General features: G+C 52.8%; 24 protein-coding genes and 1 other RNA gene. 4 read left to right on the top strand and 21 right to left on the bottom strand.

Going from position 1 to position 24,970, the window contains the following annotated elements:
• Window positions 1-7: 7 nt before the first annotated feature.
• The 14 genes from ftsA to rsmI all read right to left on the bottom strand — a co-directional run bounded on the left by ftsA (window position 8) and on the right by rsmI (window position 16,204).
• Entirely contained in the window at window positions 8-1,264 is a 1,257-nt protein-coding gene (ftsA, locus tag L6J37_RS06960; RefSeq protein ID WP_027253673.1) for a cell division protein FtsA, read from the bottom strand.
• Window positions 1,265-1,290: 26 nt separating this feature from the next.
• Window positions 1,291-2,043 carry a cell division protein FtsQ/DivIB gene (locus L6J37_RS06955; protein ID WP_218384327.1) on the bottom strand — a complete coding sequence of 251 codons (753 nt, stop codon included), beginning with the start codon at window positions 2,041-2,043 and terminating at the stop codon, window positions 1,291-1,293.
• Window positions 2,044-2,342: 299 nt separating this feature from the next.
• A complete protein-coding gene (gene murC / locus L6J37_RS06950; RefSeq protein WP_237794637.1) occupies window positions 2,343-3,800 on the bottom strand; it encodes a UDP-N-acetylmuramate--L-alanine ligase in 1,458 nt (485 codons plus the stop codon).
• A 16-nt stretch (window positions 3,801-3,816) separates the two neighbouring features.
• The gene (gene murG, locus L6J37_RS06945; RefSeq protein WP_237794636.1) at window positions 3,817-4,878 is read right to left on the bottom strand and encodes an undecaprenyldiphospho-muramoylpentapeptide beta-N-acetylglucosaminyltransferase; all 1,062 of its coding nucleotides are present in this window, start codon (window positions 4,876-4,878) and stop codon (window positions 3,817-3,819) included.
• On the bottom strand, window positions 4,865-6,073 hold the full coding sequence (gene ftsW / locus L6J37_RS06940) for a cell division protein FtsW (protein WP_192015820.1): 1,209 nt from the start codon (window positions 6,071-6,073) through the stop codon (window positions 4,865-4,867). The genes murG and ftsW overlap by 14 nt, the downstream gene beginning before the upstream one ends.
• Entirely contained in the window at window positions 6,067-7,413 is a 1,347-nt protein-coding gene (murD, locus tag L6J37_RS06935) for a UDP-N-acetylmuramoyl-L-alanine--D-glutamate ligase (RefSeq protein WP_237794634.1), read from the bottom strand. The genes ftsW and murD overlap by 7 nt, the downstream gene beginning before the upstream one ends.
• Window positions 7,414-8,496, bottom strand: coding sequence for a phospho-N-acetylmuramoyl-pentapeptide-transferase (mraY, locus tag L6J37_RS06930; protein WP_027253679.1), 1,083 nt, complete (start codon window positions 8,494-8,496; stop codon window positions 7,414-7,416).
• A 2-nt stretch (window positions 8,497-8,498) separates the two neighbouring features.
• Complete coding sequence (murF, locus tag L6J37_RS06925) at window positions 8,499-9,929, bottom strand: UDP-N-acetylmuramoyl-tripeptide--D-alanyl-D-alanine ligase (RefSeq protein ID WP_218384331.1); 1,431 nt, start codon at window positions 9,927-9,929, stop codon at window positions 8,499-8,501.
• Complete coding sequence (gene murE, locus L6J37_RS06920) at window positions 9,930-11,444, bottom strand: UDP-N-acetylmuramoyl-L-alanyl-D-glutamate--2,6-diaminopimelate ligase (RefSeq protein ID WP_237794632.1); 1,515 nt, start codon at window positions 11,442-11,444, stop codon at window positions 9,930-9,932.
• Window positions 11,431-13,203 carry a penicillin-binding transpeptidase domain-containing protein gene (locus tag L6J37_RS06915; protein ID WP_237794630.1) on the bottom strand — a complete coding sequence of 591 codons (1,773 nt, stop codon included), beginning with the start codon at window positions 13,201-13,203 and terminating at the stop codon, window positions 11,431-11,433. Before L6J37_RS06915 ends, murE begins: the two co-directional genes overlap by 14 nt.
• The gene (gene ftsL / locus L6J37_RS06910; RefSeq protein WP_192015825.1) at window positions 13,203-13,523 is read right to left on the bottom strand and encodes a cell division protein FtsL; all 321 of its coding nucleotides are present in this window, start codon (window positions 13,521-13,523) and stop codon (window positions 13,203-13,205) included. Before ftsL ends, L6J37_RS06915 begins: the two co-directional genes overlap by 1 nt.
• Window positions 13,520-14,467 carry a 16S rRNA (cytosine(1402)-N(4))-methyltransferase RsmH gene (gene rsmH, locus L6J37_RS06905; protein WP_237794628.1) on the bottom strand — a complete coding sequence of 316 codons (948 nt, stop codon included), beginning with the start codon at window positions 14,465-14,467 and terminating at the stop codon, window positions 13,520-13,522. Before rsmH ends, ftsL begins: the two co-directional genes overlap by 4 nt.
• A gap of 395 nt (window positions 14,468-14,862) precedes the next feature.
• Window positions 14,863-15,244: RNase P RNA component class A (gene rnpB, locus L6J37_RS06900), an RNA gene on the bottom strand.
• Window positions 15,245-15,343: 99 nt separating this feature from the next.
• Window positions 15,344-16,204: a 16S rRNA (cytidine(1402)-2'-O)-methyltransferase gene (gene rsmI / locus L6J37_RS06895; RefSeq protein WP_192015827.1), complete on the bottom strand. Its 861-nt coding sequence runs from the start codon at window positions 16,202-16,204 to the stop codon at window positions 15,344-15,346.
• 61 nt (window positions 16,205-16,265) lie between these two features.
• On the opposite strand from rsmI, the gene L6J37_RS06890 reads away from it, so the two are divergent.
• The 4 genes from L6J37_RS06890 to L6J37_RS06875 are packed head-to-tail and all read left to right on the top strand — an operon-like array spanning window position 16,266 to window position 19,580.
• Window positions 16,266-18,098, top strand: coding sequence for a penicillin-binding protein activator (locus tag L6J37_RS06890; RefSeq protein ID WP_237794626.1), 1,833 nt, complete (start codon window positions 16,266-16,268; stop codon window positions 18,096-18,098).
• Complete coding sequence (locus L6J37_RS06885) at window positions 18,076-18,450, top strand: YraN family protein (protein ID WP_192015829.1); 375 nt, start codon at window positions 18,076-18,078, stop codon at window positions 18,448-18,450. The genes L6J37_RS06890 and L6J37_RS06885 overlap by 23 nt, the downstream gene beginning before the upstream one ends.
• A 3-nt stretch (window positions 18,451-18,453) precedes the next feature.
• The gene (locus L6J37_RS06880; RefSeq protein ID WP_027253687.1) at window positions 18,454-19,044 is read left to right on the top strand and encodes a phosphoheptose isomerase; all 591 of its coding nucleotides are present in this window, start codon (window positions 18,454-18,456) and stop codon (window positions 19,042-19,044) included.
• Window positions 19,045-19,046: 2 nt separating this feature from the next.
• On the top strand, window positions 19,047-19,580 hold the full coding sequence (locus tag L6J37_RS06875; RefSeq protein WP_237794624.1) for a BON domain-containing protein: 534 nt from the start codon (window positions 19,047-19,049) through the stop codon (window positions 19,578-19,580).
• A 91-nt stretch (window positions 19,581-19,671) separates the two neighbouring features.
• Here L6J37_RS06875 and sspB read toward each other — a convergent pair whose 3' ends face one another.
• The 7 genes from sspB to rplM form a co-directional block, all read right to left on the bottom strand.
• Window positions 19,672-20,166 (bottom strand): ClpXP protease specificity-enhancing factor, encoded by a 495-nt coding sequence (gene sspB / locus L6J37_RS06870; protein ID WP_192015907.1) that lies wholly within the window; start codon window positions 20,164-20,166, stop codon window positions 19,672-19,674.
• Window positions 20,166-20,804, bottom strand: a complete 639-nt coding sequence (gene sspA / locus L6J37_RS06865) for a stringent starvation protein SspA (protein ID WP_192015831.1) — start codon at window positions 20,802-20,804, stop codon at window positions 20,166-20,168. Before sspA ends, sspB begins: the two co-directional genes overlap by 1 nt.
• 86 nt (window positions 20,805-20,890) lie before the next feature.
• Window positions 20,891-21,628, bottom strand: a complete 738-nt coding sequence (locus L6J37_RS06860; protein WP_192015832.1) for a cytochrome c1 — start codon at window positions 21,626-21,628, stop codon at window positions 20,891-20,893.
• Window positions 21,625-22,890 carry a cytochrome b gene (locus L6J37_RS06855; protein ID WP_192015833.1) on the bottom strand — a complete coding sequence of 422 codons (1,266 nt, stop codon included), beginning with the start codon at window positions 22,888-22,890 and terminating at the stop codon, window positions 21,625-21,627. Before L6J37_RS06855 ends, L6J37_RS06860 begins: the two co-directional genes overlap by 4 nt.
• A complete protein-coding gene (petA, locus tag L6J37_RS06850; RefSeq protein ID WP_120513397.1) occupies window positions 22,890-23,480 on the bottom strand; it encodes a ubiquinol-cytochrome c reductase iron-sulfur subunit in 591 nt (196 codons plus the stop codon). Before petA ends, L6J37_RS06855 begins: the two co-directional genes overlap by 1 nt.
• A 484-nt stretch (window positions 23,481-23,964) precedes the next feature.
• Complete coding sequence (gene rpsI, locus L6J37_RS06845) at window positions 23,965-24,357, bottom strand: 30S ribosomal protein S9 (protein ID WP_027253694.1); 393 nt, start codon at window positions 24,355-24,357, stop codon at window positions 23,965-23,967.
• A 15-nt stretch (window positions 24,358-24,372) separates the two neighbouring features.
• On the bottom strand, window positions 24,373-24,801 hold the full coding sequence (gene rplM, locus L6J37_RS06840) for a 50S ribosomal protein L13 (RefSeq protein WP_027253695.1): 429 nt from the start codon (window positions 24,799-24,801) through the stop codon (window positions 24,373-24,375).
• Window positions 24,802-24,970 lie beyond the last annotated feature (169 nt).

The raw sequence follows: 24,970 nt of genomic DNA, 5'->3' as shown, positions 1-24,970 counted from the left end.
ATCAGGTTTAAAATTCTTTTCTTAGCCAACCACTAATTTTAGTGAACAGACCTGCAACTGACCGTTTTGGTTCAAGTTCACCATCTTCAAATGTCTGACTGTCCTTTCCGTAATGCAGTAAGCCTACTGCTGTCGCGTAATGCGGGGCCTGGACATAGTCCGTTAAACCACTCAATGCCAGCGGTCGGCCTAAACGTACCTGATTACGGAATACCCGCTCAGCACATTCGACCAGCCCTTCCATCTGTGAGGCTCCACCGGTTAACACTATCCCAGCGGCCAGCTGGTGTTTAACACCCGTATTACGCAATTGTTCTTGTATTTCCACCAACTTTTGATTAACCAGACCCAGCAACTCGCTGTATCTCGGTTCAATGACTTCGGCCAATGTCTGGCTTTGCAGGCTGCGCGATGGCCGACCTCCCACACTCGGTACGTCGACTTTGGCATCTTTACTGACCAGCTCGCTCAGTGCACAACCGTACTTCACTTTGATTTCCTCAGCATCACCTGGCGGTGTGCCAAAGGCATAAGCGATATCGCTGGTGACCACATTGCCTGCGTAAGGAATCACTTCCGCATGCCGCAATGCACCACCTGTCCAGACAGCCATGTCCATGGTGCCACCACCAATATCTATCACGCACACACCCAGTTCACGCTCATCTGCCGTCAGTACAGCATAACTGGCAGCCAGCCCGGAGAAGATCAGTTGATCCACTTTCAGGCCGCAACGCTCTACGGCTTTCACTATGTTACGTGCCATATCATTATGGCAAGTGATCATATGAACGCTGGCCTCCATCCGGACGCCGGACAAACCCACAGGGTTCTTGATACCTTCCTGGTAGTCAATGGCGAACTCTTGCGGAATCACATGCAGAGTGCGATGCTCATCGCTGATTTTCACCGATTTGGCAGTATGAATGACGTTATCCACGTCATCCTGAGTCACTTCTTTATCAGAAATCGGCACCATGCCTTTTTCGGTCTGGCAACGAATATGTTTACCAGACAGCGACAAATAAACAGAGGCAATTTGGCAGTCGGCCATTAATTCTGCCTGGTCAACCGCCCTTTGCACAGATTTGACGACAGATTCCAGATCATTGACGCCGCCTTTGTCCATGCCTTTAGACGGACTGCTGCCCACACCAATGACATTCACCTGGCCGTCAGGTAATGCTTCGCCGACCAAAGCGCATACTTTGGAAGTACCGATATCAAGGCCAACAATGAGTTTTTTATCTGTAGCCTTCGTCATTAGCGCACGCTCTTTTCCTGAACCACTTATTCATTATTCTGTTGCCATCCAACAGCAACACCTGTGTCGTAGCGGAGGTCAACATAATCAACGGCTTTACCCTGCTGTTCCAGATCCGGGTATAACCATAAAAACCGTTTGATACGCTCAATTCTGGCTTCCCGACCCAACTCCAGCCGGATTCCATTGCTTAGCCAGATTCGCCATGACCGCCGCTCATTTAACGACAGCCTGACAATTTCTAAACCGCCGCGCTGCAACTCGGGTTGCATTTCACGCCAGGTTTTGAGCATTTCCTCACTGCTGCCATCCGGTCCTTCCAGCGTTACCATAGGCTCGCCCGACACATCGGAAGACGGGGCATGAAACACCTGCCCTTGCAGGTTAACCAGATACTTGTCATTCCAGACAGCAGCTGGTTGATGCTCAACCAGATACACTTTTACGGTATCCGGCCATTGCTTTCGTACCGATGCCTGAGCAACCCAGGGTAAAGACTCCAGAGCATGCTGAAGCTCGTCCACATCCTGAAGCATAAAACTGCCCAGTGAGCCCATTTCAAGAATGCCCTGTCTGACCTGATCTGTGGTCAGATGATGCAGCTCACCCTGAATAATCAATTGGGATAACGGCAATCGGTTGGCATCTGTCATCCAGTGCACTACCGCGACAAACAACCAAGCCATAGCGGTTATGACCAGCACCAGAAAGCTTAAACCCCGCCACTGGGACAAAGTACTGCCAATCAAGTTACTCTGTTTCAAGGCTGTTTCTGTCATGGTTTAACACTTTATTTCCTGAATCATGTCAGTCTGCCGTTATTTTATGGACCAGACAAGACAAGTGATGACTTATCAGCCACAAAATTTCACCAGAATCAGGATATAACAACAAAGCTGGCCGATTATACCGACCAACTCGATGCTCTCCAACCATTGTTCGCAATTTCCTGTGCTTAGACATCAAAGTGCATGCAAAAGCAGGATTATTCTGGCTTTCTCTTCAAGCTTAGCGAAGAAGTGCAAGAAAGTGACACAAAATAATCCAGATTTTAGCGTTTAAATGCCACACCGGCATATTATTTCTTCATTTCATGCACGCTGAGCGCCATCGCGGCCAGCTGTCGGGCAATTTTACCAACGTCACCAGCACCTTGCGTCAGAACAAGGTCATTCTCTTGAATAACATTGGCCAAAGCTCCCGGTAATGCCGCTGTGCTGGGCACAAAAATCGGATCGAGCTTACCCCGTCCGCGAATGGTACGGCACAGTGAACGTCCGTCAGCACCGGGGATCGCGACTTCACCTGCGCTGTACACATCCAGCATCAGCAGTACATCCACTTGCTCCAGCACATTGGCAAAATCATCATACAGGTCGCGGGTGCGGGTATAACGGTGAGGCTGGAATACCATCACCAGACGTTTACCCGGCCAGCCAGCACGAGCGGCTTTAATGGTGACATCCACTTCACTCGGGTGATGACCATAGTCATCCACCAGCATCACGTTGCCGTTGCCGCTGTCAAATTCACCCAGGTGATCAAAACGGCGGCCGGTTCCTTCAAATTCAACCAGCGCGCGCAGGATAGCGTCATCCTCTACGCCTTCTTCCGTCGCCACAGCAACGGCCGCGGCGGCATTGAGGGCATTGTGCTGTCCCGGAATATTGAGTGTGACTGACAGCTCCGGTTTCCCTTTTCGCAGAATCGAGAAATGTCCTTGCTGGCCCTGCTGACGATAATTCACCAACCGGACATCGGCATCCTCGGCAAAACCGTAGGTAATGACCTGACGCCCCACACGTGGCAGCAATTCCCGTACCACAGGATCATCAATACACATCACGGCCAGCCCGTAAAACGGCAGGTTATGAAGGAAATCAATAAAGGTTTGCTTCAGGTTTTCAAAGTTACCGCCATAAGTTTCCATATGGTCAGCTTCAATGTTAGTAACCACACACACCATGGGCTGCAGGTGGATAAAAGAGGCATCACTCTCATCGGCTTCAGCGATCAGATAGCGGCTGCAACCCAGGCGTGCATTGGTACCGGCACTCTTCACCAGGCCGCCATTAACAAAGGTCGGATCCAGTCCGGCTTCGGAATAAATCTGTGTAGTTAGTGCTGTTGTGGTTGTCTTACCGTGCGTACCGGCAATCGCAATGCCATGGCGATAGCGCATCAGCTCGGCCAGCATTTCCGCACGGCGGACCACGGGAATACGTAACTCACGAGCCGCTTTCAGCTCGGGGTTTTCCGCCGATATTGCGGTCGAGGCCACCACCACGCTGGCCCCTTCAACATTCGTACTCGCGTGACCAAAAAACAGCTCTGCACCACGCTCGCCAAGACGCTCAGTGACTGAGTTTGGGGTAATGTCCGAACCACTGATACGGTAGCCTTCATTCAATAATACTTCGGCGATGCCACTCATTCCGGCCCCGCCGATACCAACAAAGTGAATACGCTCAACGCGGCGCATCTCTGGCACCATGGTTCTGATTTTGGCTATTTGCTGGTTATCCAGTTTACTCATCACTCTGTTCTCTTCTTTACTTAGCCTGCGCCTTAATCACATCAGCCACTCGGACATCCGCATCAAGGATCGCAGCCTGTCTCGCCGCCTCGGCCATGCTCAGCAAAGCCGGGCGATCTAAGGTTGTAATTAGCTGTGCCAGACGATCGGCTGTCAGATCCGGCTGCTCTATCATGTGTGCGGCGCCGCACTCCACCAGATGATCCGCATTCAGGGCCTGCTGGCGGTCTTTATGCATGAAAGGCACGAATATCGCTCCGACGCCAGCCGCCGACAACTCAGAGACGGTCAGCGCCCCAGATCGGCAAACCACCAGGTCGGCCCAGTCATAAGCCGCCGCAACATCATCAATAAATTCAGTGACGTTATATCCCTGCACACCACACTTGTTGTATAGCTGCTCAGTGCTGGCCTGATTTCCTTTACCTGCCTGATGCCAGATGTCGACATCTCCGCCCAGCTGCGCAGCGGCGGCCGGTACAGTCTGGTTCAGTATTCGTGCGCCCTGGCTGCCACCCATTACCAGGATCCGTACCGGACCCTCTCGCTCAGCCAGTCGCTGCGCTGGCGCTGCCAGCTCAGTCACATCGCGGCGAACCGGATTGCCAACCACAGGTTTGCCTGGAAACGCGCCGGGGAAAGCCTGTAACACGCTGGCCGCAATGCGCGATAACCAGCGGTTTGTCAGGCCCGCAACCGCGTTTTGCTCGTGAAGAATTACCGGAATACAGCTGATCCAGGCTGCTACGCCACCCGGACCGCTGACATAACCGCCCATGCCAAGCACCGCATCCGGTTGCCAGGCTTGGATATAGCGGCGGGCCTGCAATATCGCGCCCACAATCTGAAAAGGCGCCGCCAGCAGTTTTTTGATCCCCTGGCCGCGTAATCCTTTCACTTTAATAAAGTCTATTTCAATCCCGTGTTTAGGCACCAGGTCGGCTTCCATGCGATCTGCCGTACCCAGCCAGCGAATTTCCCAGCCTTGCTGCTGCAGCTTACGGGCCACGGCTAACGCAGGAAATACATGGCCGCCCGTGCCGCCAGCCATCACCAGCAAACGCTTATTTTTCTTCATTGTCATTTTCATCACTTGATTGCGCTGATCCGAAACGAGCCTGATGCCGTTGTTCATGATCAATGCGCAGCAAAATGGCCACGGCCGTCGACATAATGAACAAGCTCGATCCGCCGTAACTGATCAAAGGCAGAGTTAACCCTTTGGTCGGTACTATACCGGCCGCCGCCCCGACATTGACCAAGGTCTGGAAAGCAAACCAGAACCCGATGCCGAATGCCAGAAAACCGCCGAACAACTGGCCAGACTCCAGACTTTTCTTTCCGATGAACAATGCTTTGAACACCAAGGTAAAGATAAGCAAAAGCACCAGAGTTACCCCCAGCAGCCCCAGCTCTTCGGCCAGTACAGCGAACACGAAATCAGTATGAGCTTCGGGTAAATATTCCAGTTTCTGAATGGAATTGCCCAGGCCTTGTCCCATCCAGTCACCCCGACCGAATGCCATCAAAGATTGTGTCAGCTGGTAACCACTGCCAAAGGGATCTTCCCAGGGATCCAAAAAAGCGGTGATCCGGCGCATGCGGTAAGGCTCGAACACAATCAGCATTACTATGCCCAGTAACGCCATCGAGAGCATGGCCAGGAACTGCCACAACTTAGCCCCGGCAATAAACAGCATGCCGACTGTAGTGACAAACATCACGACAAAGGAACCCAGATCCGGCTGTTGCAGCAGTAAAATAGCCATGAGCGCCAGCACGGCCAGCGGTTTGATAAAGCCGTAAAAACTTTGTCTGACCTGATGATACTGGCGCACCAGATACCCGGACAGAAACACAAAGAGCGAGAGTTTAGCCACTTCCGCTGGCTGCAGGTTAAAGATCCCCAGCGGAATCCAACGAACCGCACCGTTAACCGAACGGCCAACAACCAGCACGATCACCAGCAAGGCCAGCGATACCAGCAACATAGGCACACTCAGCTGACGCCAGCGCTCCAGCGGCACCTGGACCATGAAAGCGGCAATAATCAGGGCACAGAACAGAAAAAAGGCATGGCGCAGCGCAAAATAAAACGGCATGTCTGTCAGGCGTGTGGCCACAGGCACAGAGGCGGAGCTGACCACAACCAGACCGGTCACCATCAGGGACAGACTGATCCACACCAGTTGCCTGTCATACTGACAAGGCGGGGCTGGCCGGCTAAACCACTGGCTGATTTCAAACAGGGTATCTTTTACCCCTTTCAGCATGCCTGCACTCCCTGCACCTGATCTTTCAGGCTGTGAGCCAGCTCAGCAAAAGCGTCGCCACGTGCCATAAAATTAGAATACTGGTCCAGGCTGGCACAGGCCGGAGACAGTAATATCATGTCTCCGGATCTCGCTTCCGACGCTGCCAGTGCCATCGCCTGATCTAAGGTTTCCACCACGACCGGGGCATGTGACAAGGTCAGGAACCGGTGACCGTCACGGCCAAAACAGTACAGCTGAACGTTGAGGGTCTCCAGCACAGGTTTGAGCGGCGTAAAGTCCGCCCCCTTGCTGTCACCGCCCACCAGTAAATGCAATTTGCCCGGAATGGACAGACCATTCAGCGCAGCCAGCGTACTGGCGAGATTGGTGGCTTTCGAGTCATTGACCCAGTCAACACCGTGCGCCTGTACCACACGCTGACAACGGTGCGGCAAACCAGTATAACGGCGCAGTGTCCGGCAGGCAGCGTCACGGTCAATACCCGCCGCGTCTGCCAGCGCCAGCGCTGCCAGGCTGTTAGCCACATTATGGCGGCCGACCAGGGCAATGTCCCGGCTTGGCATCACAGGCATGCCATGCACCGCCAGGTACTCTTCACCCTGGTGCTGAATCAGTCCGTAGTCTTGCCCATCAAAGCCAAAACTGGTTCGCATACCTTGCCATGAGCCATCCGGCAATGTCGCCGCATCGTCACGATTGCTAATGGCCAGCCGGGCATGACGGTAAATACGTTGCTTGGCCTGACCATAGTCGGCAAGGCTGTCGTACCTGTCCATATGATCTTCAGACAGGTTCAGGTAGGCCGCTGCAGCCAGTTCGAGCGAAGCTGTGGTTTCGAGCTGAAAACTCGACAGCTCCAGCACATACAGTTCATTACCTTGTTCTAACATATCCAGGGCAGCCAGGCCGATGTTGCCGCCTACTCCCGCTTTGATACCCGCTTCAGCGGCCATGGCACCGACCAGGCTGGTGACTGTGCTTTTACCGTTTGAACCGGTAATCGCCAGCACCGGCTTATCGGCTGCCAGGGCAAACAATTCAATATCACCAATCACAGGAATGCCGGCCGCGATGGCGGTTTGCAACTCAGGCGTACTCAGGGCGACCCCCGGATTAGCGACGATCAGATCCGCCGCCAGCAGCCAGTCCATCTGCCACTGACCGGCACTCAGGCTGACACCGTCTGGCAATTGATCCTCTCCCGGGGGATGGGCCCGGGTATCAATCACCTGAATTGCCGGCGGTGACGGCTGCCTTGTCAGGTAGTTCACCACCGACAGTCCGGTTACACCCAGACCCACGACCACAACGTTACCTGCCTGTGCCAAGTGATTCATTTAGCGCACCTTCAGTGTTGCCAGCGCAAACAGCACCAGCATCAGGGTGATGATCCAAAAGCGCACTATCACACGTGGCTCGGGCCAACCTTTCAGCTCATAGTGATGATGAATCGGCGCCATACGGAAGATTCGCTGGCCTCGCAGCTTGTAAGAGCCCACCTGCAGGATCACAGACACAGTTTCCATGACAAAAACACCGCCCATGATCACCAGCAACAGCTCCTGACGAACCAGTACCGCAATCGTCCCCAGAGCGCCACCCAGCGCCAGCGAGCCGACATCGCCCATGAAGACCTGTGCCGGATAGGTGTTAAACCACAAAAAGCCCAGACCGGCACCAACTATGGCCGCACACACCACCACCAGTTCACTGGCGTTACTGATATACGGAATATTGAGGTAGCTGGCAAAGTTCACATTACCGGTCGCCCAGGCAATAAAGGCCATACCGGCCGCCACCATCACAGTTGGCATAATGGCCAGACCGTCAAGGCCGTCAGTCAGGTTCACCGCGTTACTGGTGCCGACAATGACAAAATAAGTGAGCACTATGTACAGCGCGCCAAGCTGGGGCATGACATCTTTAAAGAAAGGCACCACCAGCTGGGTCGCTGCCGTGTCTTTCCCGTAGGCATACAGGGCAAAGGCAACAACCAAGGCAATCACCGACTGCCAGAAATATTTCCAGCGGGCGATCAAACCATCGGTATTCTTACGAACCACTTTGCGGTAATCATCAATAAAGCCGACGATACCGTAGCCGAGCATAACGGTCAGCACAGCCCAGACATAAGGGTTGCTGATATCAGACCACAGCAGTACTGTGATGGTGATCGCCGCCAGAATCATGACACCGCCCATGGTCGGCGTGCCACGCTTACTGAAATGAGACTCGGGTCCGTCATGGCGCACCACTTGGCCAATCTGCATCATCTGCAAACGGGCAATCAGGCGAGGCCCCATCCATAATGAAATAAACAAAGCTGTCAACACGCTGATAATGGCGCGAAACGTCAAGTATTCAAACAGACGGAAAAAAGGAAAAGTCGACTCTAATAAGTCTGCTAACCAAAAAATCATTGTTATAAGTCCTGCAGTGCGGCAATAATTTCTTCCATACGGGCGCTGCGTGCCCCTTTTGCCAACACTGTTATTTCTTGTTGTTGTTGAGAATCCTGTGCGGATTCATGATGAAATTGCTGTACCTGAGCGATCAACGCGGCCTTCAATGCCAAATTATCACTGAAGTGTTGTCCCAGGTTCACTTCACTCACGATAGCACTGGCTTTACCTACTGTCAGGACGCGATCCAGCTGTTTTTGCTGAGCGTAATCGGCTATCTCGCGATGCATCCGCTCACTTTCTTGCCCCATTTCGGCCATATCGCCAAATACCAGCCAGCGCTGCCCATTGAAATCCGCCAGCAAGTCGATAGCGGCTTTCACTGAGGCCACACTGGCGTTGTAGGTATCGTCAATCAGACGCAATCCCTGCCTGGGTTCCAGTACCAAAGCACGTCCTTTAACGGCTTCCATCTGCGCTAATCCCGACGCCACTTGCGCCAACGTGGCTCCCATCGCCATAGTCAACGCCGCCGCAGCCAGCGCATTGGCTACATTATGACGGCCAGCCAGAGGCAAAGTGAGTGAAATATCACCAGCAGGTGTGTGCATTGTAAAACAAGGGCAGCCGTGGCCGTTAACGCTAATCTCGCTGGCTGAGAACCCTGCGACAGAATTGCTGTCAGAATCATCAGCAGCTAAAGGTACCTTGTCCGCCGCAATAAAACCTACCAGCTGCTTGTCGGTCAGCAATGGTTGCCAACGCTCCAGGGCATGTGAGTCCAGATTGATCACAGCCGTGCCACCGGGAATCAGCCCTTCGAAAATTTCGCCTTTGGCTCTTGCAACTCCCTCCAGCGAACCGAAACCTTCTAAATGCGCCGCCGCCAGATTATTGACCAGTGCCGCATCGGGTTTCACCAGTGCAGAGGTGTAAGCGATTTCTTTTTCATGATTGGCCCCCAGCTCAATCACCGCAAACTCATGTGCCGGAGTCAGTCGCAGCAGCGTCAGGGGAACACCGATATCATTGTTAAAGTTACCGGCAGTGGCCAGCACACGGCCACATTGTGAAAGAATTGCTGCCACCATCTCCTTGACCGTGGTTTTACCACAGCTTCCGGTCAGTGCCACTGTTTTGAGACCATGTTCGCGCGTCATTTTTGCTTTCAGCCAGCAGCCCAGCTGGCCCAGAGCCTGGCGGGTATCGTTAACCAGCAGTTGTGGTAAAGCCACATCCAGCTCACGGCTCACCAACAAGGCGGATGCTCCCTTGGCCTTTGCATCCGCAGCAAAGTCATGGGCATCAAAGCGCTCACCTTTCAGCGCAAGAAATAAGGTACCCGGCACTATTGTCCGGGTATCCGTTGAAACTGCATCGATACTGACATCCTGGCCAATCAAGCGGGCGTTAAGCGCCGCTGCCAGTTCGCTCAGTGTCACCTGAATCATTTAGTGTGTCTCCAACAAGGCCTGTACGGTTTCACGATCTGAATAGTGAATGGTTTTCCCCGCCAGTACCTGATAATCCTCATGGCCTTTACCGGCCACCAGTACAATATCTTGCGCCTTCGCCTGACTGAATGCCCGCTGGCAGGCTTCGGCCCGGTCATGAATAACCTGAACGCGTTCCGGCTGCGCCAGTCCGGCCAGCATATCATTCACTATCTCCCGGGGTGATTCACTGCGCGGATTATCGTCCGTCAGGATCACATAATCGGCTAACTGCTCAGCCACGGCAGCCATCATAGGCCGCTTACCGCGATCACGCTCACCACCACAGCCGACCAGACACCAGAGCTTGCCTTCACAGTGCAGGCGTAACGCTGCCAGTGCTTTCTCCAGCGCATCCGGGGTGTGAGCATAATCAACCACCATCATAGGTTTGTCAGCGGCCTGAAAAACTTCCATCCGACCTATCACCGCCTGCAGGCAGGGAGCCGTGGCCAGCAAGACACTCAGGGAGTAACCCAGCGCCAGTAACGTCGCCAGCGACAACAGCAGATTAGAGACATTGAAAGCACCAACCAGCGGAGCGGTAAAATCGCCTTGCCCCCAGCTGGAATCAAAAGACACAGTCACCCCCTGAGTGGAATAGCTGACAGCCGTCAGCCACAACGCCTTACCGCTGTGCCCGGACAGATGCGATGACTCTGTCGCGACGGCAACCGCGTCATGCAACTCGTTCAGCCAGCGTCTGCCAACATCATCATCAGCATTAATGACAGCAATACCTGCGCTATGTTCCGTGAACAAACTTTGCTTAGCTGCCGCATAACTTGCCATATCACCATGGTAATCAAGATGATCCCGGCTAAGATTGGTGAAAATACTGGCCGCAAAATGCAGGGCTTTCACCCGCCCCTGCACCAGACCGTGCGAGGAAACTTCCATCGCCGCAAAATCTGCGCCCTGGTTGACCAGCTCAGCCAGGGTTTTCTGAATATCAATGGCGCTGCCAGTGGTGTTCATGGCCGGTGTCAGCCTGGACAGCAGGCCATTGCCCGTAGTACCCATCACCCCGGCGGTACGGCCGAGCAACCCAGCCCATTGTGCCAGCAGCTGGCTGACTGTTGTTTTGCCGTTGGTGCCTGTGACCGACACCAGCTGCAGCTGTTGATCGGGCTGGCCGTAAGCTGCACCGGCCAGAGCGGACAGCCTTGCCGGCAAATCGAACACCGCAATCACAGGAATACCACTGTGATAATGTATCTCGCCATCTGGCTGGTTATCTTCAGCCTGAGCCAGCACAGCCGACGCACCGGCCTGGATCGCGGCATCAATATACTGGCGACCATCGACCGCATGGCCCTTAATGGCAATAAAGATACTGCCCGGCACCACAACGCGGCTGTCGAGGGTCAGATCTTTGACCTGCACTGCAGAGACTGAAGCGGCTAAGACCTCAGGCGCAAACCAGGAAGCTAACAGCTCCCCCAAAGAAATTGAAACATCAGGTTCCGGCATCAGACTTGCCTCTGTTATGGACGATATTCAACTGATCGCCTTTTCCGGCATCAGGTTTGACATTGAGAATTTGCAGGGCACTGCCCATCACTTCTGCAAAAATAGGGGCGGCGACCTGACCACCATAATAAGCATCACCCTGAGGTTCATTGATCACCACCACCATAGCCAGACGAGGATCACTGATAGGTGCCAGCCCTGCGGTCATGGCGATATATTCATCACTATAGCCACCGGCCGCCGCTTTCTTAGCAGTACCGGTTTTAGCGCCCACCCGGTAACCAGATACAGCCGCGTGCTTGGCGCTGCCATCAGGTTGCGTAACACCTTCAAGCATGTTCAGCACTTTACGGGTGTTTTCTGCCGACACCACCTGCCGCCCCGGCACCACAGCTTCGGTTTTCAAAATCGACAGCGGCCGGTTGATACCTAAGCCCCCCAAGGTGGCGTAAGCACGTACTAACTGAATGGGGGTGACTGAAATACCGTAACCGAAGGCCAGGGTAGCCCGCTCAAAATCAGACCAGCGGCGGCGATCCGGGAACAATCCCAGCGCTTCGCCAATCAGGTTAATGCCCGATGCTTCACCCAAACCCACACCGCTGTACATACCCAGCACCGCATCAACAGGCATAGACAAAGATAATTTACTGACACCAATATTACTGGACTTTTTCAGGACTCTCGCCAAATCGGCCTTGCCGACCTGTGACACATCCCGCACCCGGCTGCCACCTACCTGCATAATCCCGTTGCCGGTATCGATGACTGTGTTCTCATCGGCAACGCCATTCTCCAGCGCAGCCAATACGATAAAAGGTTTGATGGTGGAGCCTGGCTCCATCGCATCTGTGATAGCACGGTTACGCATGCGGAAACTTTGCAGCTGATCGCGGTTATTGGGGTTATACGAGGGCGCATTGACCATGGCCAGTATCTCGCCGGTCCGCACATCGACCATGACAATGGTTGCTGAGGTGGCGTTGTAATCTACCACCGCTTGCTTCACGGCCCGGTAAGCCACCGCCTGCAATCGCTGGTCAATACTCAGTGCCAGCGGTTTGCCCGGCTCGCGCTGCTTGAGCGAAATATTTTCAACCACACGGCCGTACCTGTCTTTACGTACTGTGCGTCTGCCCGGCTCACCGGTCAGCCAGCCATCATAGGTCCGCTCGACACCTTCCAGTCCGCGACCATCAATGCCCGTGACCCCAATCAGGTGAGCACTCACTTCACCCGCCGGGTAAAAGCGGCGGGATTCATCTTTCAGGCCAATGCCGGGTAATTTCAGCTTACCGACATAGGCCGCCATCGCCGGGCTGACCTGACGCTGCAGATAAATGAATCGACGGGATTTATTCTCTTCCAGCCGGGCAAGCATGTCCTGACGATCCAACCCCAAGACATCTGCCAACGCATGCCAGCGAGCCGGCTCCGAGAGACCACCATGCTTATAAATATCCACCGGATCAGCCCAAACGGCCTGAACAGGCACACTGACGGCCAGCTGTTCATCATTGCGATCGGAAATAATGCCCCGTGCCGAAGGCATGGCTTTCACACGCAACGAGCGCAGATCCCCTTCCTGGATCAACTTGCCGGGTTCCAGTACCTGAATATAAGCGGCTCTGGCTATCAGACCCACCAGTGCCAAACCAACCAAGCTACAGATCAGGGCGAAACGCCAGGGAATAAACGCAGGTGTGGATGCCGAAGGGCGCGGCGTCTGCGGTTCAGGTGAAGAGGCGGCTTTTTTCATTACGGGACAACAATTTCATTCGCTGCATTAGGACGCTTCATATCAAGCTCCTTCTCAGCCTGGGTTTCAATTCGACTATGCTCAGCCAGCGAGTTTTCTTCCAGCAGCTGATTACGCCATTCGATATCCAGATCGTCCCGCTCAATGAGCAGTTGCTCCTGTTGCGCGACCAGTTGGCGGGATTGGTGGGTGATATATACCACCCCCAAGGCAGAAATGAGAACCAGCACCAGCAACACCAAAGGCACACGGCCGACGGATAACAGATCATGGCCGATCTGACGAATCAGGCTGTCTGCAGCTGCTGGCTGGGTACTCATAGGCGTTCAGCCAGACGCAACACAGAACTGCGCGCTCTCGGGTTATGCCGAGTCTCCGTGGCCGTCGGCTTAATGGCTTTACCTACGGCTTTCAGATCGGCACTGCCCAGCGCTTTGATCTGATCTTCGGTCAGGGGCAAGCCGGCAGGTACGTCAGGCCCTTTACTCTGCTTACGAATAAAACGCTTCACCATGCGATCTTCAAGTGAGTGAAAACTGATCACTGACAGACGGCCACCAGGAGCCAGCACTTCCAGCGCGCCGTGTAAGGCGGTATCTATCTCTTCAAGCTCACTGTTGATATAAATGCGTATCGCCTGAAAGCTGCGGGTGGCCGGATGTTTATGCTTGTCTCTGAATGGTGAAACGTCAGCGATCAGTTTAGCCAACTGGGTGGTTCGCTCCAGCGGCACATTGTCCGGATTGCTGCGGTATTCCACTATACCGCGGGCGATACGCTTGGCAAAACGCTCTTCGCCAAACTCTTTCAGGACCCAGGCAATATCGTCCGCCTCGGCGCTGGCCAGCCACTCAGAAGCAGAAATACCGGATGTCGGATCCATACGCATATCCAGCGGGCCGTCGCGCATAAAGCTGAAGCCACGCTCGGCATCATCCAGCTGAGGAGAAGAGACCCCCAGATCCAGCAGCACACCGTCGATCTTGCCGGTCAGGCCCAGCTCTTCCATGTACCCGGCCATACCGGAAAACGGGCCATGGATAATAGAGAAACGCGGGTCGTTGATCTTGGCGGCTTCTGCAATCGCCTGGGGATCGCGGTCAATACCGTACAAACGGCCATGTTCGCCAAGGTGGGAAAGGATCAGACGGCTGTGGCCTCCACGGCCAAAGGTACCGTCGATGTAAATACCGTCTGGTTTGATGGCTAGACCATCGACAGACTCATGGAGCAGCACGGAAACGTGAGCAAATTGTTCGGACATAATAATTGATTCAGCTGAATAATAAGCGAACTGAAGACACCGGCCGGATGCCTCCACCAGAGATTACTGGGTCGTTGGTTTTCCGCTGCTCTGCCTGTTGCGCTACAGGCAGCAGTGGCAACACACCGAAATCGTCGGATTTCGATGCATGTGCACCTCTTTCATTTATACCTGCCCTTGTCGGGCAAGCAACAGGGAAATTGCAATTTTTGCCACAAAATCGTCATTTTTTCCCACAAAAAACCAACACGAAGTGTACGAAGGCAGCAAAAAAGTTGTCAAGACAGATACTGCGATTCTGACAAACAATTGATGCAGCCGTACTTTCTGGTTCCCAGGCCCTGAAACGATAAAAGGTGATGCCCGCATATGTTGCGAACACCACCTTTCCGAAATAAGTGAGTTAACCGATAAGCCGGGTTCTGTACCGCTTGCGCGGTGGTAACCATTCCTCTAGGCCTGAAATCGCTCGCAGGCTCAAGCAACCTACCCGTCCCCAGCGCGGACCACGCCATTAGGGACCTATTTGGTCTTGCTCCGGGTGGAGTTTACCGTGCCACGAACTGTTGCCAGTCGCGCGGTGCGCTCTTACCGCACCCTTTCACCCTTACCTGTTCTCGCAAGCGAGTCATCGGCGGTTTGCTCTCTGCTGCACTGGTCGTAGGCTCACGCCCCCCAGACGTTATCTGGCACCCTGTCCTGTGGAGCCCGGACTTTCCTCCCCCTCGTCAGTCTCCCAAAGGACATCAACGAAGCAGCGGTTACCTGGTCAACTCAGGCGGCGGATTGTATAAAACTCCCGGCCGAGTTACCAGAGAAAGTTAGACTTCTTACTTTCTCTGGCGAGAAAACGGCCAGCGCTGAACGGCTCTGTGATTATTCCAGATTGTCCAGGCCCCATTTATAGAGCGCATTTTTCTTCACACCGTGAATCTCTGCTGCCATGGCCGCGGCCTTTTTCAACGGCAACTCAGCAACCAGAATCTTTACCGTTCGCAGCGCTTCAGCAGGCAAGGCATCTTTATCGGCCCTGTGCCCTGCTACCAAGAGCACCATTTCCCCCCGGATACGATTGCTGTCCTCACCCAGCCAGGGGATCAGCTCACCTAACGGTGCGCCATGAATGGTTTCAAAGGTTTTGGTCAGCTCGCGAGCCAGCACCACGTGGCGATCAGGGCCCAGTACGGCCTGCATGTCCGCCAGCGAGTCGAGAATACGATGCGGTGACTCATAAAATATCAGGGTACGCGGATCTTCAATCAGCAGACGGAAGGTATCCTGCCGCCCTTTGCTTTTGGCAGGCAGAAAACCTTCAAAACTGAAGCGGTCCGACGGCAGGCCCGAGGCACTCAGCGCGGTGATCACAGCACACGCCCCCGGCAGTGGCACAACTTTAACACCCGCCTGACGACAGCGAGTCACCAGGTGGTATCCTGGATCGCTGATGAGAGGTGTACCGGCATCAGAGACCAGTGCGATACTGCTGCCCTGACGCAATTTTTCAATCAGCACATCCGCTTTCTGCTGTTCATTATGATCATGCAGGGCAAAGGTGCGGGTAGAGATGGCAAAGTGGGACAGCAGGCGTGAGGTATGGCGTGTGTCCTCAGCAGCAATTAAATCCACATTGGCCAGAACATCCAGCGCGCGGTGGGTAATGTCTGCTAAATTGCCGATCGGGGTCGGAACGATGTACAAAGTTGCGACATCCACCGAGCACGAATTGGTCTCACTCATTTGTCTATGGTCTCATCTGCAATTAATATAGAGAGTAATTTGTCACAGTTGAATGAATTCAATGCTTAATTTTACCCATAAGCGCAAAAGTGTAACACGTATTCTGGCCCCTGTAGCCCTTGCCGTGATTCTGGCCGGCTGTTCAGCGCCAGGCACTCAGACAACGTCTTACTCTGCGGATATCACGGCGCCTGCTTCTGACTCCGCTGCCAGCTACCTGCTCAAAGCAGAGTCGTCTGAAGGTGCAGCTAGCATTGACTGGCATATACTGGCTCTTAAAGCACTGATCAAAGAGGGCCGCTGGCCGCAGGCGGATCAGCAAGCCAATAAACTGGCAGGCATGAACCTGTCTACGGTGCAAATGGCTGAATGGCAGCTAGCGCGTGCAACCCTGCGCTACCAGCAAGGTCAGCCCAAAACCGCGCTGGAAACGCTTAACTTCCTGCCCTGGTGGACCCTGGCCGACAGTCAGTACCGACGCTATCACCTGCTGCGTGCCGAGATGTTAACGCAGACGGAACAACACTTTGCCGCCGCCAGAGAGCGCACCTCACTGTCACAGTATCTCAACAGCAGTGAGAGAGAGGTCAACTGGCAGAATCTGTGGCAAGACTTGTCTCAGTATAATAACCACCAGCTTAAAGCCGCCAGCATCAGTGCCGATGAAACCGTACTGCAAGGCTGGGTGGAACTCAGCATGATTAAAAACACCTCAGCTCAGCGCCCTGTCAGGCTGAAATCCGAGGTCGAGCAATGGCTGCAAAACCATCCGGAGCACCCGGCCAACAGCTACCTGCCGAAAGAACTGCAGGCTATCATGAATCTGGAAATGATAGAGCTGGAAAAAGTCGCACTCCTGCTGCCTTTGTCAGGCAAGTTTGAAAGTCAGGGCAAAGCCGTTCGCGATGGCTTCCTCAATGCCATGCTGGAAGATACCGAGCGTAACCCGAATACCGAACTGTCGATTTACGATACTGAATCCGAACCTATGTTCAGTATTGTCAACAAACTTCAGCAAGACGGCATTCAGCTGGTGATTGGCCCGCTTCAGAAAGAAAAAATCACCGAATTCCAGTCCACCGAAGGCGGTAATATCACAGAGCTGGCGCTTAATGAGCCGCAAAACCTGGATTTAAGCCAGCCCAATACTTGCTATTTCTCCTTATCTCCCGAGCAGGAAGCCGAGCAAGCCGCGCAGCATTTATATGCCAAAGGTCACCGTAGCCCCATGGTCATGGCACCGGCCAATGACTTTGGCCGACGGGTCAGCCAGGCGTTCATGACGAAATGGGAAACGCTGACCGGTACTAAAGCAGAACGTCAGACCTTTGGTTCCAGTCGTGAAATTCAGAACCAGATGGCGGCAGTGTTTGGCTTAACCGACAGCCGGACCCGCAGCCAGCAAATGGAGCAGGTACTGGGTATGTCACTGGAAACCCAGGCCCGCAGCCGTCGCGATACCGATGCGGTGTACCTGATTGCCAACCGGAATGAAGTGACCCTGCTCAAGCCATTTATCGAAGTGGCGATCAATCCAGATGTCACTCCGCCAAAACTGTATGCCAGTTCACGGACTAACCCGGACAACAACGCCAACGTCAGTGAACTGTCCGGGATTGAATTTAGTGATATCCCTCTGCTCGCAGCGCCGGATCAGTCCTTCACAGAGCAATTTGAACAGCTGTGGCCGGGGCAAAAGAACAGTGCCATCCGGCTTCATGCTTTTGGGATGGATGCGTACCGGATGATCACTGAGCTGCCTCAGATGAAAGTGGTTGAGCATTACAGCACCCAAGGTAAAACCGGCCAGCTGAGCATAGATGATCATTGTGTTGTTCAGCGTCAGTTAGACTGGGCGGTATTCACACCCAATGGCATTGCACCTGTTCAATAAGCGCCGTCAGGGGTACCATTACGAGTCGCTGGCCGAGCAGTATCTGCAACGCCAGGGGCTATCTGCCATTGCCCGCAATGTTCACTGCCGGGGTGGTGAGCTTGATCTCATCATGAAAGACGGTGATTGCTGGGTATTTGTCGAGGTAAAGTACCGTGCCCATAACCGTTTCGGTTCTGCGGCTGAGGCCGTCAATTGGCGCAAGCTGCAACGCCTCAAGCGTGCCGCACTGTACTGGCTGCATTCAAAAGGCATTTCCACCGAACACAGCCTGCTGCGTTTCGATGTTGTCACCATAGAAGGGACTGACCACGCAATCTCGTGGCTGACCAACACTTTAGTTGAAGAGTAAAACATGCTAGAGAGCATTAAAGAAAACTTTACCGAAAGCATCCAGACACAAATTGCAGCGGCTGAAGCATTGCCTGATGCCATTTCCCGCTCTGCCCAGGTGATGGTGCAAAGCCTGCTAAACGGCAACAAGATCCTATGTTGTGGTAACGGGGGGTCCGCCTCTAATGCCCAGCATTTCGCTTCCTGCCTGATTAACCGCTTTGAAACCGAACGTCCCAGTCTGCCGGCACTCGCACTCACCGCAGACACCACCACCCTGACGGCTGTCGCAAACGACTATCATCAGGACGAAATTTTCTCCAAGCAGATTCGCGCCCTGGGTCAGCCGGGTGACATACTGCTGGTGTTCTCTACCAGCGGAAACAGCAAAAACATCATCAAAGCAATGGAAGCCGCCCTGACCCGCGACATGAACATCATAGCCATGACGGGTAAAGACGGCGGCGTAATGGCCGGGCTGCTGGGTGTGCAGGATGTCGAGATCAGAATTCCGTCGCAGCGAACCGCCCGCATTCAGGAAGGCCATCTGCTGACGGTACATTGCCTGTGTGATCTGATTGATCAGATTCTTTTCCCGCAACACGAAGGGTGATCATGCAACGCTTGCTTCTCATCTTGATTCTGTCTTTGTCGATGCAGGGTTGCGGTACGATACTGCAAACCGATCCCCGCAGCGGGCAGCAACAATGGCAAGATCAACATATTGCCATGCAAGTTGGTGGTTTAGTCAACAAGCCACCTTATCTGGGTAAAGTCAGGGTCAATGCGATATCGACCGAAGGCCGGGTTTTGTTGGTTGGCCAGGCAGTGGATCAAACGACTGCCGGGCAATTAGCTGGCGCTGTACAAGAACTGGCTAGCGTGAAAGAAGTCTATAACCAGCTTCAGATTGGTCCGCTCCCCACACTATCAGATGTCGGTCTGGACAGTTGGTTAACCACCAAAGTGAAAGCACAGCTGATCGCCAGTAAAAAGTTGCGTGATTCAGCGGTACAGGTGGCAACGGAAAACCAGCGGGTTTACCTGCTCGGCTTTGTAACCAGAGAGCAAGGCAATATTGCTGCGGATGTCGCACGCAATGTGGAAGGGGTTAAACACGTGATCAAAGCGTTTGAATACACGGACTGAGCCACTTCATCAGTATTCAGGAAACATCAGATAAAGAAAAACGCAGTGCTTCGAAAGAAACACTGCGTTTTTTTATGTCCGTCAAAGTGGATTACTTCACCACTGTGAGGCTTGGACGACCGCGTGGACGAGGTGGTTCTTCCTCTGAGGCAAACTCTTCGACAGCATCAGTCAGGCTGACCGGTGATAAATGCTCTTCATCGCCGACAGCATCTGCTGCGTCAAAAATCCCCTCTTGTTCACCGTTTGCCAATTCATAGCCGGGTTCTGGTTCAAACATAGTGCCTGCTCCATTTTCCCGTGCATAAAGTGCCAAAACAGCCGCAAGAGGCACTGACACGGCATGTGGACGTCCACCAAAACGGGCACTGAAGCGAACAGCATCATTTCCCAGTTCAAGGTTACCCACAGCACGTGGCGCAAGGTTCAGCACAATTTGTCCGTTGCTGACAAATTCTTGCGGAACCTGCACATCAGGCAGTGTTGCATCAACGACCAGATGTGGAGTCAGATTATTATCCACAAGCCAGTCATAGAAAGCCCGCACCAAATAGGGTCGGCGCGGGGTCATCTCGGCCATCTCCATCACTGACCAGCCAGACGCATTTCGCGCTCAGCTTCTGTTAGTGATGCAAGGAATGAATCACGTTCGAAAACGCGCGTCATGTAAGCCTTTACTTCTTTCGAACCAGCACCGTTAAGCTCAATACCCATTGAAGGTAAACGCCACAGTAATGGAGCCAGGTAACAGTCGACCAGGCTGAACTCTTCGCTCATGAAGTAAGGGAACTCAGCGAATACCGGTGACAGAGCCAGCAGCTCTTCACGCAGTTGTTTACGCGCTTTTTCCGCTTCATCAGCTGTGCCTTTCTGCACTTTTTCCGCCAATGAATACCAGTTACGCTCAATGCGATACATCATCAGGCGGCTATTACCACGAGCAACCGGATACACAGGCATCAGAGGTGGGTGAGGAAAACGCTCATCCAGGTATTCCATAATAATGCCGGCCTGATACAGAGCCAGTTCACGATCCACCAGAGTTGGAACAGAATTGTATGGATTCAGGTCAAGCAGATCCTCAGGAAGGTTGTCTGGCTCAACCAGCTCGATCTCAACACTTACACCTTTTTCTGCAAGTACAATACGCACCTGATGGCTATACATATCCGAAGCATCAGAATACAGCGTCATCACAGAGCGTTTATTGGCAGCTACAGCCATCAACCCCTCCAGTATACTCATATACACAAAAAGCAACGGGGGCTCTTGCCCCCATTGCGAGTTTCTTAACGCACTAGATTACCCGATCAATGGACATCGCGCCAATATTCTTTCTTCAGCAGCAAGGCCAGAACAAAGAAGATAACGATAAAGCCCATCACCCACAGACCCAGACGCTGACGTTCCAGCTTCATAGGTTCTGCCGAATATTCAAGGAAGTTAACCAAATCACGAACCACTGCGTCATATTCTTCAGGGTTCAGTTCACCATTACCTTCAGTTTCCAGGCCAACAAACTCCTGTACTTCCTGACCATCAATGGTGCGTGTCTCAAACACTTTACGTGGTGTACCCTGCAGCTCCTCCAGCACGTGTGGCATACCCACACTTGGGAAGACCAGGTTATTCACACCAAACGGACGGCTTGGATCTGCATAAAAAGAACGCAGATAGGTATACAACCAGTCAGCACCACGTACACGGGCTACCAGAGTCAAATCCGGCGCCGGGGCACCAAATGAGGTCGCGGCGTAATCTTCTGAGATCGCATTGGTCATCAGATCGCCGATCTTAGCATTTTCATCAAAGATCAGGTTTTCCATCATCAGGTCTGCCGGGATATCAAGATCTTCCGCTACACGCTGGTAACGCTGATACTGAGTGGCATGACAACCAAAACAATAGTTAACAAAAGTACGTGCACCGCGCTGCAGTGAAGCTTCGTCCGACAAATCATTGTTTGCCGCATCAAGGTGAACATTACCACCCGCAGCCATTGCCAGAGACGGCAACAGAGCCAGCAGCATAACCATCAGCTTTTTCATTTGAATGTGACCCTCTCTGGTAGCGGTTTCGTCGCCTCATTCTTGCTGTAGACATACAGCAGCACGAAGAACATGAAGTAACCGAGACTGAAGATCTGCGCCATCAAGGTGTATACCGCAGTGGCTGGAAGCGCACCCAGAATACCCAATGCAATGAAGCAGACAGTGAACTGAGCGATGTTAGCCAGGTGCAGCTTGCTGCGGTAACGGTAAGAACGCACTTTGCAGCGATCCAACCAAGGCAGCAAAAACAGCATTACAATTGACAGGCCCATCGCAATTACACCCAGCAGTTTGTCAGGAACCGCACGCAAAATCGCATAGAAAGGCGTGAAGTACCATACAGGTGCAATGTGTTCCGGTGTCTTCAGCGGGTTAGCCGCTTCAAAGTTAGGTGGCTCAAGGAAATAGCCGCCCATCTCAGGGTTAAAGAAAATCACATAACTGAACAAGAAAGCGAAGATAGCCACACCAACAAGATCTTTTACCGTACCGTAAGGATGGAACGGCACTGAATCAATGATGTCGTACTTATTGCTGTAGTACTCGTGGAACTTGAACCGAGACTGGGAGTTGCCACCTTTCTCGCCTTTCGGCAGTTTGGTTTCAATACCATCCGGGTTATTAGAGCCCACTTCGTGCAGCGCCAGAATGTGCAGAACAATCAGCAGCAGCAGGACAATTGGCAGTGCGATAACGTGCAATGCAAAGAAACGGTTCAGTGTTGCACCGGAGATCACGTAGTCACCACGAATCCACAGCGTCAGATCATCACCGATGACAGGAATAGCACCAAACAGAGAAATGATGACCTGCGCACCCCAGTAAGACATCTGACCCCACGGCAGCAGGTAACCCATAAAGGCTTCAGCCATCAGTACCAGGAAAATCAGCATGCCGAACAGCCACAGCAATTCACGCGGCTTCTTGTAAGAGCCGTAAATCAGACCACGGAACATGTGCAGGTATACCACAACAAAGAACGCCGAAGCGCCTGTGGAGTGCATATAACGCAACAACCAGCCGTAATCCACATCACGCATGATGTATTCAACAGAAGCAAATGCACCATCACCTGATGGGACATAGTTCATGGTCAGCCAGATCCCTGTCAGGATTTGGTTAACCAGGACCAGCATGGCCAGTGAGCCAAACAGATACCAGAAGTTAAAGTTCTTCGGCATCGGGTACTCAGACATATGCTTTTTATAAGCATTCATCACTGGCAGACGTTTTTCAATCCAACCCAGCAAGCCTTCCATTATGCCGTCTCCTCATCTTGACCCACTAAAATCGTGTTGTCGTTCAGGAACATATGAGGCGGTATCACCAGGTTAAGCGGTGCTGGCACCCCTTGGAAAACCCGACCAGCCATATCAAACTTAGAGCCGTGACAAGGACAGAAAAAGCCTGCTGGTACGCCACTGACCTGCTCATTGAAACTATCTGGCAGGTAAGTTGGAGAACAGCCAAGGTGGGTACAGATCCCGACGGCAAGAAAGATTTCAGGTTTAACTGAACGGTATTGGTTTTGTGCGTAAGCAGGCTGCTGAGGTTCAGTGGCCTGCGGATCACGCAGTCGATCATCGTGTGTCGGCAGTTCATCCAAAATAGCCTGGCTACGGCGTACAACCCATACAGGTTTGCCTCGCCACTCTACGCGGATCATCTGGCCTTCTTCTAATTTACTGATATCAACTTCAACTGGCGCGCCCGCAGCCTTGGCTTTGGCGCTAGGATTCCAGGATTTGATAAAGGGTACGGCGACAGCGACTGCACCTAAGCCTCCAACAACCGAGGTCGTCGCAGTCAGGAAGCGGCGTCGGCCGTTACTTACTGGCGCTTTGCTCATCCAACATTCTCCCATGTGCTCCCGCTCAGGATTATTCTTTCCATCTGCGTCCCTGGAGCTTACGGCTAACTTTCTACGGAAAGACTCAACAGCTTATTGATTAAGAATTTTCATGCTGCTATTTATCGCGGCAAATGATAAAGAAAACCCCACTTTAAGACAAGGTAAACACCGCAAATGTGAGAGATTTGTGGGGTTAATTTCCTTGGTCGTCAAGATGAAAAAATGCAAACTATGGTGTCAATTATTCAATTTTTTTTGACAAGATCCCTGAATGTCGCCGACAAAACAGCATTAAGCGCCTTAACAAAGGCTCCCGTTCAGGATAAATCACCCCTAGCCTGGCTGGTGCCCATAGCACTACTTGCACGCTGACAGCACACCGGCACTCTGCAATTTCTCTTTGCGAGTAAACGCAAAAAGCCCAGCACAATGGCTGGGCTTTGATGTACACAGTAACCAGAGAAATCTCTGGTGCGTTGAATTAACGCTTAGAGAACTGTGGACGACGACGTGCTTTACGCAGACCAACTTTCTTACGTTCAACGCGACGTGCGTCACGAGTAACGTAGCCAGCGGCACGCAGAGCAGGACGTAAAGTCTCATCGTACTCCATAAGAGCGCGAGTGATACCGTGACGGATCGCACCAGACTGACCAGTGATACCACCACCTTTAACAGTGATGTACAGATCCAGTTTCTCAGTCATATCAACCAGCTCAAGAGGTTGACGAACAACCATGCGAGCTGTTTCGCGGCCGAAGTACTCTTCGATGCTGCGCTTGTTGATTACGATGTTGCCAGTACCCGGTTTTACGAAAACGCGAGCAGCTGAGCTTTTGCGGCGGCCAGTGCCGTAGTATTGATTCTCTGCCATTGTCATGTTCCCCAATTAGATGTCTAGAACTTGTGGCTGCTGTGCAGCGTGGTTGTGCTCGCTACCTGCGTAAACTTTCAGTTTACGGTACATAGCACGGCCTAGAGGACCTTTAGGAAGCATGCCTTTAACAGCAATTTCGATGATCGCTTCTGGCTTTTTCTCCAGCAGCTTGTCGAAGCTGATAGTTTTCAGACCGCCGATGTAGCCAGTGTGACGGTGATACATCTTATCAGTACGCTTAGCGCCAGTAACTGCCACTTTCTCAGCGTTGATAACAACGATGTAGTCACCGGTGTCAACGTGAGGAGTGTACTCAGGCTTGTGCTTACCACGCAGACGAGATGCGATTTCAGTTGCCAGACGACCCAGTGTTTTACCTTCAGCGTCAACAACATACCAGTCACGTTTTACAGTTTCTGGTTTAGCAACGAAAGTTTTCATGCTAATTCTTACCCAATTTTAAATAGTTTCACTTTCCAAGAACGCAAAGCGCTCTCTCTGTATATAGAGCCCAGTCATCACCCCTTCGAGTGGTTGGCACTCCCGGCATAACGCCGTCACAGGTACGGTGGGTCGCGAGAGTATACGGAAGCATGGGGAAAAAATCATC

It is taken from the genome of Photobacterium sp. WH77, from assembly GCF_022014395.1.
Taxonomy (GTDB): Bacteria; Pseudomonadota; Gammaproteobacteria; order Enterobacterales; family Vibrionaceae; genus Photobacterium; species Photobacterium arenosum.
The sequence above is the reverse complement of the archived record's forward strand: the minus strand, read 5'-3'. Positions and strand labels throughout refer to the sequence as shown.